This window comes from Mycobacterium sp. NGS16 (assembly GCF_059813225.1).
In genome coordinates this window covers 533149-546066 of sequence record NZ_JCALEE010000002.1, presented here as the reverse complement: position 1 = coordinate 546066, position 12918 = coordinate 533149, and the positions used below count along the sequence as shown (strand labels likewise).

The window sequence follows — 12918 nt, the reverse complement described above, 5'->3', positions numbered from 1 at the left end:
GTAGAGCCTAGAAGCCCGTCGTGAAAGTTAATCCATGACACCGGGGGCCTGAGAAGGGCCCTGCGCGCAGCGGACGCGCGGCGGTTGTGAACAGCTCCCTGCGACGAGAATCCCCAACGGCCTGTTTTGAGAGAGATTCGGCGAAGAGATCTCAGTATTAGTAGTAAGGCCTGTGCATGGTGGGTACAGCGGGGCATCGGTGCTGCTGGGCGGGCCGATCGGGCTGGGGACCAACGGTGAATAACACGCCGGGGCGGGCCGGGCCGGCTGTGCATGGACCAGCCGCTGTGTATCCGCGGTGGGTTCGTAGTCGGTTCATGGACAAGTTGTCCGCAACGGTATCCACAGGCAGCGACCGAAACGGGTGGTGCCAGTGGGTCGGAAGTTTTTTGCAAGCAGTCCGCGGCGGGCACGCCGAGATCAGCGCTTGGCGCGTTGCCGGATCCGCGTGGTGAGCTCTTTGACCTGATCGAAGACTTCGCGGCGCTCGGCCATCTCCCCGCGGATCTTGCGCTCGGCATACATCACCGTGGTGTGGTCGCGGCCGAAGGCTTGGCCGATCTTGGGAAGTGACAGATCGGTCAGCTCGCGGCACAGGTACATGGCGATCTGCCGGGATTGGGCCAGCGGGCGGGTCTTGCCCGGGCCGCGCAGTTCCTCGACGCTGGTGTCAAAGTATTCGGCGATCACCGCCATGATGATCGCGGCGCTGATCTGCATGGTGCTGGCGTCGGCGATCAGGTCGCGCAGGACGATCTCGGCCAGCGCCCGGTCGATCGGGGTTTTGTTGAGCGACGCGAACGCCGTGACCCGGATCAGCGCGCCCTCGAGTTCGCGGATGTTGCGCTCGATGCTGGTGGCGATCAGCTCGAGCACGTCGCCGGGCACATCGAGGCGTTCCATCTGCGCCTTCTTGCGCAGAATCGCGATCCGGGTCTCCAGATCCGGCGGCTGAACATCGGTGATCAGGCCCCACTCGAACCGGGTCCGGAGCCGATCCTCCAGTGTCGCAAGTTGTTTGGGCGCCCGGTCAGACGTGATCACGATCTGCTTGTTGGCGTTGTGCAGCGTGTTGAAGGTATGGAAGAACTCCTCCTGGATACCTTCTTTGCCCTCGATGAACTGGATGTCGTCGACCAGCAGGACATCGATGTCGCGGTAGCTGCGTTTGAACGCGACCTTGCGGTCGTCGCGCAGCGAGTTGATGAAGTCGTTGGTGAACTCTTCGGTGGAGACGTACTTGACGCGCATCCCGGGGAAGAGCCGCTGGGTGTAGTTGCCGGCCGCGTGCAGCAGGTGGGTTTTGCCCAGGCCGGACTCACCCCAGATGAACAACGGGTTGTAGGCCCGAGCCGGCGCCTCGGCGATGGCCAGGGCGGCGGCGTGGGCGAACCGGTTGGAAGTGCCGATCACGAACGTGTCGAAGGTGTAGCGCCGGTTGAGACTGGCGCCGTCGGCAGTCGCCGAATCGTCACTGGGCCGCTCGGTGAAGTACTTGGGCCAGTCGTACTCGACGTCGGTGGGCTCGTCTTCGTCGTCTTCGTCGTCGGTGCTGCGGCTCGGGGCCACACCGTCGGACGAGGCGGGCCCGTCGTCGGGGGGCGTCGGCGCGATGCGCACACCGAGCTCGATGTCGTGGCCGAGCCGGCGGCTCAGGGCAGCGGTGATCTGGGTGCGCAGGTGCCGTTCGATCTCGTTCTGAACGAAACTGCTCGGAACCGCCAGCAGCGCGAAGCCCTCGACAATCGCCAACGGGTGCACCAGGTTGAGCCAGGCCTTCTGCTGGGGCGTCAGGACCGGGGCCGAGACATCGGGCGCGGGGGCTTCACCGTTGAGTTCCGCGACAACCTCGTCCCACAGGGTCAGGAACCCAGACCCGGGGTCATCGGTCAATGCCTCATCCCCCCGGCTCGAAGTCGTGCTGCACGGATCTCGTGCGGTGACATGCTATCCACACAGTTATCCACAGGTGTGGATGAGGTGCGCATACCCCGTTGAGGCCCTCCAGGCCAGTTGCTCGGCAACGGCCACTCCAGACGGTCAGGCGATACCTGAAGCGCAGGCCGCTTCGTCCTCTTCGATTACGGCCGAAACCCGCTCCAGTCGCGACTCGGCGCTGGCAAGCAAGTTAACAGGTTTCCGCGCGGGCGACTACTCATTTCTTCGAGATGAATCGGTCAAAAATGGCCGTGCCCACAACAGCCGTGGCGGGTGTGATCACTGTGAATGATGGGGACCGTACCCACCGGTCTCGAAGCGGTGCGATGAGGCGGCTGCAGCGGGCATCGGGTGCGGAGAGTGCCGGGGTTTGACCCGGCGAACCTGCATCAGTACCCTCGAACAGTCGCCCGAACGTTGGCGATACGGCAGCGACCGGCCTCTGGTCGGAGACCGCGCCGGTTACCAGCAAGACGCAGAAGTTCACCGAGCTTACCGAGTGCGTCGCGTGCGGCAGGCACAACGGGCTTCCGGTGTGTCGGGCGCAGACGTGACGCAAGACGCAACGAGGAGAGTGTGCCGTGGCCAAGGGCAAGCGGACCTTCCAGCCCAACAACCGACGTCGGGCCCGGGTGCACGGGTTTCGCCTGCGGATGCGTACGCGCGCTGGCCGCGCCATCGTCTCGGGCCGGCGTCGCAAGGGCCGTCGCTCGCTGACTGCTTGAGCACAGGCAGCACCGCGGTGCTCCCGGCTCAATCCCGGATGAGACGGTCGGCGGATTTCGGTGCGACGGTCAAACAGGGCCGAAGGGCGGTGCAGCCCGACGTCATCGTGTACAGCCGAGTGGCCGGTGACCGGCGCGCCCCCGAGACCTCCGCGACGGCGCCGCCACAAGTCGGCCTGATCATCGCCAAGTCGGTGGGTTCGGCGGTCGATCGGCACCGGGTGGCCCGTCGGCTGCGTCATGTGGCCCGGGACATGCTCAGGGAGCTGCGAACCGGCGAACAAGTGGTGATCCGGGCGCTGCCCAGCAGTAACGGGGCCACGTCGGACGCGCTGCGGACCCAGTTGCGTGCCGGGCTGCGCTCGCTGCACCGATCCGGGGGTGTGGCGCGGTGAGCCATGGTGTCGCGGCGGCTCCGGCTCGCGGACTGATCTTTCTCATCCAGCTCTACCGGCACATGATCTCGCCGCTGCGGCTGCCCAGTTGCCGCTTCATGCCAACCTGCAGCCAGTACGCGGTGGATGCGTTGAGCGAGTATGGGCTGATCCGGGGTACCTGGCTGGCCGCCGTGCGCCTGGCAAAGTGTGGGCCGTGGCATCAAGGCGGCTGGGATCCGATACCGGAGCGGTCCCAGGGTGGTGCTGGATGCGACTGTCGGTCCGGGAACGCCTCGGACAACCGAGCGGAGGGTGAACGCGGTGTCCTTTGATCCCCGGAGTCTGGACTACGTCTACTACCCGGTATCGGGCATTATGTGGTTGTGGTACAAGGCTTTTGGCCTTCTACTGGGGCCGGCGAGCTTCTTTACCTGGGCGTTGTCGGTGACGTTCCTGGTGTTCACGCTGCGGGCCTTGCTCTACAAGCCGTTCGTCAAGCAGATCCGGACCACCCGGCAGATGCAGGAGCTGCAGCCGCAGATCAAGGCGCTGCAGAAGAAGTACGGCAAAGACCGTCAGCGGATGGCGCTGGAGATGCAGAAGCTGCAGCGGGAACACGGCTTCAACCCGATTCTGGGCTGTTTGCCGATGCTGGCGCAGATCCCGGTCTTCCTGGGGCTGTTCCACGTGCTGCGCTCGTTCAACCGCACCAGCACCGGGATCGGGCAGCTGGGGCTATCGCCGGACCTGAACCGGCAACTGGGCAACTACTTCTTCAGCGCCGAGGACGTCGGTAACTTCCTGGACGCCAACCTGTTCGGGGCACCGCTGGGCGCGACGATGATCCAACGGACCGGTTTGGACGCCTTCGCCGAGTTCAACCGGATCTCGGTGATCGCGGTCGGTGTCCCGATCATGATCGCTGCCGGTATCGCGACCTACTTCAACAGCCGGGCGTCGGTGGCACGCCAAAGTCCGGAGGCGGCGGCCAACCCGCAGACGGCGATGATGAACAAGCTGGCGCTCTACGTGTTCCCGCTCGGCGTGGTCGTCGGTGGACCGTTCCTGCCGCTGGCCATCATCTTGTACTGGTTCTCCAACAACATCTGGACCTTCGCGCAGCAGCACTACGTGTTCGGTTTGATCGCCAAGGAGGACGAGGCGAAGAAGGAGGAGGCGCTGCGCCGCCGGGCGGCCAACGCCCCGGCGCCCGGTGCCAAACCCAAGCGGGCCGGCCGCACGGCAACCGCCGACGCCGACACCGCGGCCCCCGACGAAACCGAGGCAGCGACCGACACGGCCGCGCCGGAAGCTGGCCAGCTGGCGAAGACCGACGCCGCCAAGCGGAACCCGGGCCGGCCCGCGGCGCGGGGTGGCCGCTCCGGCGCCGGCGCCAAGCCGAAGAAACGCAAGCGGTGACCCACCCGCGACAAGCCAACCGGCGCGTGAGCTGCCGGGCACAGAGGGAGACGACATGACCGACATGACCGACACGAACGACGCCGACACCACCGAGCGCCAAGCCCTGGACTCGGGCGGTACGGCGGCGGCCGACCTGGAAGAGCGCCTGGTGGCCGAGGGGGAGATCGCCGGCGACTATCTGGAGGAGTTGCTCGATCTGCTGGACTTCGACGGCGACATCGACCTCGACGTCGAGGGCCGCCGAGCAGTGGTGAGCATCGACGGCGGCAACGACCTCAGCAAGCTGGTGGGCCGCAAGGGCGAGGTGCTCGACGCCCTGCAGGAGCTGACCCGGTTGGCAGTGCACCAGAAGACCGGCGAGCGCAGCCGACTGATGCTCGACATCGCCGGGTGGCGCCGCCGCCGCCGGGACGACCTCACCGCGCTGGGCGATGAGGTCGCCCGCCGGGTGCTGGCGAGCGGGGAGGACGAGGAACTGGCTCCGATGAGCCCGTTCGAACGTAAGATCGTCCACGATGCGGTGGCCGCCGTCGCCGGTGTGCACAGCGAGAGTCAGGGCGTCGAGCCGTCGCGCCGTGTCGTGGTTCGGCGGGACTGACGGGACTGACCGCGCGGAATTACATTCGGGTAATTCCGCACCGCGGCCCGGGAAGCCGGAGGAATGTTTCACGTGAAACATGTCGGGGGAACGCCGGCGCCCGCACCGCCTGAGGCGGCAGCCGACGTCTTCAGCGACCGGCTCGGAACCGCGCGGCGCTACGCGGAACTATTGGCCGGGCCCGGCGTGGAGCGCGGCCTTCTCGGGCCCCGCGAAGTCGACCGGCTCTGGGACCGGCACATCCTCAACTCCGCGGCGCTTGGGGAGCTGCTCGACGTCGACGAGCGGGTGGCCGACATCGGCAGCGGCGCCGGTTTGCCGGGGATCCCGTTGGCGATTGCCCGGCCGGATCTGCAGGTGGTGCTTGTGGAGCCACTGCTGCGGCGCAGCGAGTTTCTGCGCGAGGCGGTCGAGGAGCTGGCTCTCGGAAACGTGGCGGTGGTGCGGGGACGGGCGGAAGACCGGGCGGTGCGCGACGAGTTCCGGGAGCGCGATGCCGTGGTCTCGCGGGGGGTCGCCAGCCTCGACAAGATCAGCCGGTGGAGCCTGCCGCTGCTCCGGATGAATGGGCGGATGCTCGCGATGAAAGGCGAGCGGGCACAGGCCGAGGTCGAGGAGCACCGCCGTGTGATGATCGGACTAGGCGCGAACGACGTAAGGGTGGTGAGATGTGGCGTGAATTATTTAACCCCGCCCGCGACCGTGGTGATGGCGCTGCGGGGAGAGCCCAAGACGGCGCGCGACCGTCGTCGGACAGGAAGCCCGCCGCGGCGGGCCACCAGGAGGCCCACATGACCAGACCCGTCGGCCCCGCCGCCCCGCCGCCGTCGGTCAAGCACGCGGACCGCCGAACGAGCGCGGTTTCACGTGAAACATCGGCGGCCCCGGTTTCACGTGAAACAGCATCGGAGTTCGACACCCCGATCGGCGCGGCCGCCGAGCGCGCCATGCAGGTGCTGCACACCCATAACCGCCTCCCGCGCCCGCGGCGGCGCCGGGTCTTCACCGTGGCCAACCAGAAGGGGGGAGTCGGCAAGACCACCACCGCGGTCAACCTCGCGGCCGCCCTTGCGGTACAGGGAATCAAGACCCTGGTGATCGACCTGGACCCCCAGGGCAACGCCAGCACCGCGCTGGGCATCGCCGACCGCCAATCCGGCACCCCGTCGTCGTACGAGGTGCTGATCGGGGAGATGCCGGTCCACGCCGCGCTTCGGCAGAGCCCGCACAACGAGCGGCTGTTCTGCATTCCGGCCACCATCGATTTGGCCGGCGCGGAGATCGAGTTGGTGAGCATGGTCGCGCGCGAGAACCGGTTGCGGAATGCGCTGGCCGAGCTGGACGGCTCCGACTTCGACTACGTCTTCATCGACTGTCCGCCATCGCTGGGCCTGCTCACCGTCAATGCCTTGGTGGCGGCGCCGGAAGTGATGATCCCGATTCAGTGCGAGTACTACGCCCTGGAAGGTGTGTCGCAGCTGATGCGCAATATCGAGATGGTGAAGGCTCACCTCAACCCGCGCCTGGAGGTGACGACCGTGTTGCTGACGATGTACGACGGGCGCACCAAACTCGCCGACCAAGTCGCGGACGAAGTCCGGCGGTACTTCGGTGACCGCGTGCTCCGGACCGTGATCCCGCGCAGCGTCAAGGTATCGGAGGCGCCGGGATACAGCATGACCATCATCGAGTACGACCCGGGCTCGCGCGGGGCGATGAGTTATCTGGACGCCAGCCGCGAACTCGTCGAACGGGACACCGCCGGCGCGCAGGAGGGGCGGCGCTGATGCCCGCCGTTAGCAAGAAGGAACGACACATATGACCGGACCGTCGCGTAAGAAGGGCGGCTTGGGCCGCGGCCTGGCATCCCTGATCCCGACCGGGCCGGGTGAGGGACCCGCGTCTGCCGGGGAACGCGGAGCCGGCATGGGGCCGCGGATGGGTGACGCCGCGGCCGACGTGGTGCTGGGAAGCCGGGGGAGCGCGGGCACCACGGTCCCGGCCGGCCCCGCCGCGGATGTGGGGGCGGTCTACCGCGAGATCAGCCCGACCGCCATCGAGCCGAACCCGCGTCAGCCCCGGCAGGTGTTCGACGACGAGGCGTTGGCCGAGCTGGTCCACTCGATCCGCGAATTCGGGCTGATGCAGCCGATCGTGGTGCGGGAGCTGCCCGGTGCCGCGCCCGGTGCACCGCGTTACCAGTTGGTGATGGGGGAGCGCCGTTGGCGGGCCTCCCAGCAGGCCGGCCTGGAGACGATCCCGGCGATCGTCCGGGAGACCGAGGACGACAATCTGCTGCGCGACGCTCTGCTGGAGAACATCCACCGCGTCCAGCTGAACCCGTTGGAAGAGGCGGCGGCCTACCAGCAGCTGCTTGACGAGTTCGGGGTGACCCACGACGAGCTGGCCACTCGCCTGGGTCGTTCGCGGCCGCTGGTGACCAACATGATCCGGTTGCTGCGGCTGCCGATCGCGGTCCAGCGCCGAGTGGCCGCCGGGGTCTTGTCGGCTGGTCATGCCCGCGCCCTGCTGTCGCTGGAGGGCGGGTCGGAGGCGCAGGAGGAGCTGGCGGCCCGGATCGTGGCGGAGGGCCTGTCGGTGCGCGCCACCGAGGAGGCGGTCACCCTGGCCAACCGCGGCGACACCGCGACGCCCGTGCCGCCGCGGCGCAAGCCGATCCAGATGCCCGGTCTCCAGGATGTCGCCGAGCGCCTGTCGACGGCTTTCGACACCCGCGTCACGGTCAGCCTCGGCAAGCGTAAAGGCAAGATCGTGGTCGAATTCGGGTCCGTCGACGACTTGCAGCGCATCGTCGCGCTGATGGACTCCGCAACCGCCTGACACCGGCGTTCGGCCACGACCAAGGCCCCATGGCAATTACGTCACTGTGACGGTAGGCCGCCGGGGCGGCTGGGGCCGTAGCGAAACATACTGACAGACAACGATTTTCGAATTTTCGGGGGACGGGAACGCTGGCCGGCGCCGATGGTGGCATCCGGCGGCTCAACCCTCCTATCCTTAAGGGGCTGTCCTCTGCTGGCAGCACAGGTGAAGACCGGGAGTGGGCGTGTCTGTGCGAATCGCACCGCTGAGGCTCGAGTGTTTCGAGCAGCTTCCCAAGCACGCACGTCGATGCGTGTTCTGGGAGGTGGATCCGGCAACCCTCGGACGCGGCGATCACCTGTCGGATCCGGAGTTCGAAAAAGAAGCCTGGCTGTCGATGGTGATGCTGGAGTGGGGCTGCTGCGGCCAGGTTGCCACCCCGTCGGCTTCCGGCGCCGAAGACTCGCCGTGCCTCGGCTATGTGCTTTACGCCCCGCCCCGAGCGGTGCCGCGGGCCCATCGGTTCCCCACGGCACCGGTGTCGGCCGACGCGGTGCTGCTGACGTCGATAGGGGTCGAACCGGCTCCACTGGCCGACGGTCTGCCGCAGGACCTGATCGCCGGCGCGGTCGACGAACTGGTCCGCCGCGGCGTCCGGGCCTTGGAGGCATTCGGCCGGAGCCCGGCGGTCGGGGAGTTACTGGACCCGGCCAACGTGCAGCCCGATGTCGCACCGGTGCTCGACGCCCTGGGTGACTGCTCGGTGGAGCACTGCATCATCGGCGCAGACTTCTTGACCGATGTCGGATTCACTGTGGTGGCGCCGCACCGGTACTTCCCCCGGCTGCGCCTGGAGCTCGACAAGGGTCTGGGCTGGAAGGCGGAGGTGGAGGCGGCGCTGGAGCGGCTACTGGAGAGCGCCCAACTGGAGCAGCCGGTGGGAGCGGGTGCCCCGGCGGCCTCGGCGGCCGCGTGTCGGTCAGCAACCTCGGCTGATCCGGCGGCCCAACTTCGGCTCTCCTTCGTCGAGCCTGGCTAACCGCTGGGTTTGCTGCGGCGGCCCAGCTTCGGCTCTCCTTCGTCGAGCCTCGCTAACCGCCGCTGAGCCGGCCGGTCCGCTCCACCGACAGCTCGTGGGCCAGCAATTCGGCGAAAGTGAAGGTGCCGGTGGGCCGGTCGTTCTTGCCGAGCAGGTACAGCCGCTTGACCGCGGCCAGCATTCCCTCGGCGATGGCGTCACGCGTCGCGGGGGAGACCAGCATCCCGCGATCGCGCGGGCTGGTGATGTAGCCGACGTCCACCTCGACGGTCGGCATCCGGGTCAGGCGCAGCAGGTCCCACGTCCGACCGTGGGCACGGCAATCCTGTAATCCGGTGCGCGCCACGAGTTCTCGTTGAATGAAGTCGGCAAGGTTACGGCCGATGGTGGACACCGAGCCGTGGGAGTTGCCGAAGTGAAACGACGCGACCCCGTTGGCCGCCGGACTGCTGTGGGTCGCGCAGCGCAGGCTGATCATCAAGTCGGCGCCGACGGCGTTCGCGGTGGCGGCGCGTTCGGCATCCGACGGGCTGCGGCCGTTCGGGCGGGACAGGAAGGTCTCCATTCCGATGGCCGTCATCCGGCCTTCCAAACGACTTGCCAAGTCCCACAAAATGTCTGCTTCACTGATCGGGCCCGACGGTGTCTGGGTGATCAGCCCGTGGTCGCTGCCGCCGCGGCCCGGATCGATGACGATCCGCTTGCCGGACAGCCGCGGTCCCGAGCGCCGCACCAACTCTTCTTCACGGATCGCGTGTGGCGATCCTCCGGTCACCCGTGAAGCCAGAAAGTTCAAGGACCGCAACGTTTCCGGCCCGCAGATGCCGTCCGCGTACAGGCCGTACTCCCGCTGGTAGGACATCAGCGCATTGTGCGTCTGGATGCCGAAGTAGCCGTCGACCATTCCGGTGTAAAAGCCCAGATCCTGCAGGCGGGCCTGCAACGTGGCCACATCGTCGCCGTACATCGGCGCGCCGAACTGGTGATTGAGGATGCGCGCACCCAGCCGATACGACGCCTCTTTGAGCGCGCGGTAGGTGGCCTCGCCGATGATCCCGTCGACGAGCAACCCGCGCTGCTGCTGGAAGGCGCGCACCGCCTGGTCGAGATCGTCGTCGAACACATCCAGCGCGACGTGTTTGCCGGTGGTCAGATCCGCATCCGGGCTATCGAGCAGGCCCAGCGTGGCCAGCGTCTCGCGGATCTCGACCACGGCGCTGCTGCGGTCGCCGCGGCGCAGCACGTCGTCCGCGCCGCGGTGCCGACCCGACATCACTGAGCCCTCCGGTCGTCGCTGGTGGCTGCCAAAACGTCGCTGGCGGTTACCAGCGGGTTAGTCAGCATTGTCTCAGATGCTGGCCGGATTATTGAAAACGACGAGGCCAGAACGGTGCCGGTTGCAACCGCCCGCTCGGGGCGCTAACTGACGTCCGAAAGCTCTCGCAGCAGGGCCGCCTTGCCCTTGGCGCCGACGATCCGCTTGACCGGCTGACCGTCCTTGAACAGGATCAGCGTCGGGATGGAGACGACGTTGAACTCCCGAGCGGTCTCGGGGTTGGCGTCCACGTCGAGCTTGGCGACGGTGAGTTGGCCGGCCTGCTCGGCGGCGATCTCCTCGAGCACCGGTGCGACCATCTTGCAGGGGCCGCACCAGGTCGCCCAGAAGTCCACCAGCACCGGCTTACTGCTGCCCAGCACGTCGGTGGCGAAGGTGGCGTCGGAGACGGTGACGGTGTGGTGGCCGTTGTCAGTCACTGTGGTGCTCCCATCAAGGTTTCGGTAGTGGTGTCCTGGGGATAGTCGATCTCGGCCGATTCGGCCAGCCAGCGCTCGGCGTCAATGGCGGCCGTACAGCCGGTGCCGGCTGCGGTGATCGCCTGTCGGTAGCTGCGGTCCACCAGGTCGCCGGCGGCGAACACCCCCGCCAGGGAGGTCCGCGAGCTCGGCTGCTGGACCAGCACGTAGCCGTCGGCGTCGAGCTGGACCGCTCCGCGCACCAGCTCCGAACGGGGGTCGTGGCCGATCGCGACGAACACCCCGGTCACCGGCAGCGTGGACTCCGCACCGGTCACCGTGTCGCGCACCCGCAGCCCGGTCACCGTGCTCTCGCCCTCCACTGCGACCGGGACCGTGTTGGTCAGGAACCGGATCTTGTCGTTCTCGCGCGCCCGGTTGAGCATGATCTTGGAGGCGCGGAACTCCTCGCGGCGGTGCACCAGGGTCACACTGCGGGCGAACCGGGTCAAGAAGGTGGCTTCCTCCATCGCCGAGTCACCACCGCCGATGACGGCGATGTCCTGGTCCCGGAAGAAGAATCCGTCACAGGTGGCGCACGAGCTCACGCCCCGGCCGAGCAGTTCCTGCTCGCCCGGGATGTTCAGGTAGCGGGCGGCGGCCCCCATGGCCAGGATGACCGCCCGCGCCCGGTGTGTTTCGCCGTCGGCGGTGACGACGGACTTGACCGGGCCGTCCAGGACCACCGATTCGATGTCTTCCATGCGCAGGTCGGCGCCGAAGCGCAGCGCCTGTTCGCGCATCTCGTCCATCAGGTCGGGACCCATGATGCCGTTGCGGAAGCCGGGGTAGTTCTCCACCTCAGTGGTGGTCATCAGCGCCCCGCCGAACGAGGTTCCTTCGAACACCAGCGGAGCCAGTTGTGCCCGGGCGGCGTAGATGGCCGCGGTGTACCCGGCCGGGCCGGAACCGATGATGATCACATCGTGGATGGTCGGTGTCTCAGGCAGCGAGGGCATCGAGAGCCTTTCCGCTCGGGTCGGTTACAGGGGCTATCAACGTCAGCGTAGGCGGCGGTTGTTCCCCGAGCCGCTACGGTCGGCGAACGGTCGTGTCGGCCAGCAGTCCGGTATCGGCGGAACTGCAGTTGGGCGCCACCGCCAGCGCGACGATCGTGCCGGTCGCGGCGCCGGGCAGCAGCAGCACGATCCCGGGATGCCCGTTGACGGCGACTTCGCGTGCGCCCAGCACGCGGGTCGACGCCGGATAGCCCAGCCCGGCCAGGCAGCCGGTGCGGCGTCCAGGGTCGGCCAGCGCGCCGTATTCGGGGCTGCGGTCGAGCAACTCGAGGAGCTCTGCTTCGGTCAGCGGCAGCACCGGGTCCGGTTCGGACGCCACCGTAATCGCGTCGAAGGACCGCGGGCCGCTGGGTGTGTCAGCGGGGAAGCGGATCAAGCCCGTCGTGCCCAATCCGATCGCGAGCAGGGCCGCCGCGGTCCCGGCCGCCGCGGCGATCCGGTTGAACCGGGGCAGCGGCCGGCTGGCATGCGCCGGATGCCCTGCGTGTTCGGGGGCTTCTCGATCACCTGCATCCATGGCAGTGCCGCTGCTTCCGCTCGACCTGGTGGCTATGCGCAGTCGTCGATCCGGCTGTGCATGGCGCCGTCAGCTGTCAAGGCTATCCGGCCGCCGCCGCCGGGCACACCGGTATGGCCTTGGCTCAGTAGCACCGCGAGCCGGGCCCGGCCGCGGGCGCAGCGGCTCTTGACCGTGCCCTGCGCCACGCCGAGGGCACGGGCGGCATCGGCGACCGAGTAGCCGTGCATGTCGACGGTCACCACCGCGGCGCGCTGTGCTGCCGGCAACCGGCGCAGCGCGGCGTGCACCTCCATTGCGGTCTCCACCTCCGCAGTGCGATCGCTGACGGCGACATGCTCGCCGAGCGCTTCGGTGCGGTGAATCCGGCTGTGCCGCAGCCGATCCAGGCAGGCGTTGATGACGATGCGATGCAGCCAGCTGGCGACGGCGGCGTTGTGGCGAAACGACCCGGCGCCCCGGTGCGCCGAGAGCATCGCCTCCTGCAGGGCGTCTTCGGCATCTTCGGGACAGCCGGTGGTGAGCCGGGCCAGCCGGCGCAGCCGGCGCTGGTGGCGGCGGTAGAGCTCGCCGAAGGCGTCGCGGTCACCGGCGATGTGCGCGGCCAGCAGTTCGGCGTCGCTGCGGTCTGGGTGCCCCATGGCCGGACACTAACCAGCCGGCGGC

15 protein-coding genes are annotated in these 12918 nt (G+C 68.0%); 9 read left to right on the top strand and 6 right to left on the bottom strand.

The annotated features are described in order from the left end of the window. Nucleotides 1-420: 420 nt before the first annotated feature. Nucleotides 421-1893, bottom strand: coding sequence for a chromosomal replication initiator protein DnaA (gene dnaA / locus AC5Y4Q_RS08240; RefSeq protein ID WP_064919999.1), 1473 nt, complete (start codon nt 1891-1893; stop codon nt 421-423). Between the two features lie 626 nt (nt 1894-2519). Between dnaA and rpmH the strand changes: the two genes are divergently transcribed. From rpmH to AC5Y4Q_RS08195, 9 genes are all read left to right on the top strand, one after another. Next, a complete protein-coding gene (gene rpmH / locus AC5Y4Q_RS08235; protein ID WP_019735309.1) occupies nt 2520-2663 on the top strand; it encodes a 50S ribosomal protein L34 in 144 nt (47 codons plus the stop codon). Between the two features lie 17 nt (nt 2664-2680). Further along, on the top strand, nt 2681-3058 hold the full coding sequence (gene rnpA / locus AC5Y4Q_RS08230) for a ribonuclease P protein component (RefSeq protein ID WP_064920000.1): 378 nt from the start codon (nt 2681-2683) through the stop codon (nt 3056-3058). Next, complete coding sequence (gene yidD, locus AC5Y4Q_RS08225; protein WP_109535552.1) at nt 3037-3372, top strand: membrane protein insertion efficiency factor YidD; 336 nt, start codon at nt 3037-3039, stop codon at nt 3370-3372. The genes rnpA and yidD overlap by 22 nt, the downstream gene beginning before the upstream one ends. Nucleotides 3373-3415: 43 nt before the next feature. Continuing rightward, on the top strand, nt 3416-4459 hold the full coding sequence (gene yidC, locus AC5Y4Q_RS08220; protein ID WP_499958777.1) for a membrane protein insertase YidC: 1044 nt from the start codon (nt 3416-3418) through the stop codon (nt 4457-4459). 55 nt (nt 4460-4514) lie between these two features. Beyond that, nucleotides 4515-5060, top strand: coding sequence for a Jag family protein (locus AC5Y4Q_RS08215; RefSeq protein WP_499958606.1), 546 nt, complete (start codon nt 4515-4517; stop codon nt 5058-5060). Nucleotides 5061-5123: 63 nt separating this feature from the next. Next, nucleotides 5124-5855: a 16S rRNA (guanine(527)-N(7))-methyltransferase RsmG gene (gene rsmG / locus AC5Y4Q_RS08210; RefSeq protein WP_499958604.1), complete on the top strand. Its 732-nt coding sequence runs from the start codon at nt 5124-5126 to the stop codon at nt 5853-5855. Beyond that, nucleotides 5852-6847: a ParA family protein gene (locus tag AC5Y4Q_RS08205; RefSeq protein WP_082952449.1), complete on the top strand. Its 996-nt coding sequence runs from the start codon at nt 5852-5854 to the stop codon at nt 6845-6847. The genes rsmG and AC5Y4Q_RS08205 overlap by 4 nt, the downstream gene beginning before the upstream one ends. Nucleotides 6848-6878: 31 nt before the next feature. Further along, nucleotides 6879-7901, top strand: coding sequence for a ParB/RepB/Spo0J family partition protein (locus AC5Y4Q_RS08200; protein ID WP_064920004.1), 1023 nt, complete (start codon nt 6879-6881; stop codon nt 7899-7901). Between the two features lie 226 nt (nt 7902-8127). Next, the gene (locus AC5Y4Q_RS08195; protein ID WP_125224956.1) at nt 8128-8922 is read left to right on the top strand and encodes an acetyltransferase; all 795 of its coding nucleotides are present in this window, start codon (nt 8128-8130) and stop codon (nt 8920-8922) included. A gap of 52 nt (nt 8923-8974) precedes the next feature. Here AC5Y4Q_RS08195 and AC5Y4Q_RS08190 read toward each other — a convergent pair whose 3' ends face one another. From AC5Y4Q_RS08190 to sigM, 5 genes are all read right to left on the bottom strand, one after another. Then, a complete protein-coding gene (locus AC5Y4Q_RS08190; protein WP_064921167.1) occupies nt 8975-10195 on the bottom strand; it encodes an N-acetylmuramoyl-L-alanine amidase in 1221 nt (406 codons plus the stop codon). 146 nt (nt 10196-10341) lie between these two features. Then, entirely contained in the window at nt 10342-10677 is a 336-nt protein-coding gene (gene trxA / locus AC5Y4Q_RS08185; RefSeq protein WP_064921168.1) for a thioredoxin, read from the bottom strand. After that, on the bottom strand, nt 10674-11675 hold the full coding sequence (gene trxB, locus AC5Y4Q_RS08180; protein ID WP_064921169.1) for a thioredoxin-disulfide reductase: 1002 nt from the start codon (nt 11673-11675) through the stop codon (nt 10674-10676). The genes trxA and trxB overlap by 4 nt, the downstream gene beginning before the upstream one ends. A 73-nt stretch (nt 11676-11748) precedes the next feature. Next, a complete protein-coding gene (locus tag AC5Y4Q_RS08175; RefSeq protein WP_064921170.1) occupies nt 11749-12252 on the bottom strand; it encodes an RsmA family anti-sigma factor in 504 nt (167 codons plus the stop codon). Nucleotides 12253-12284: 32 nt separating this feature from the next. Next, entirely contained in the window at nt 12285-12893 is a 609-nt protein-coding gene (gene sigM / locus AC5Y4Q_RS08170) for an RNA polymerase sigma factor SigM (protein ID WP_064921171.1), read from the bottom strand. Between the last annotated feature and the right edge of the window lie 25 nt (nt 12894-12918).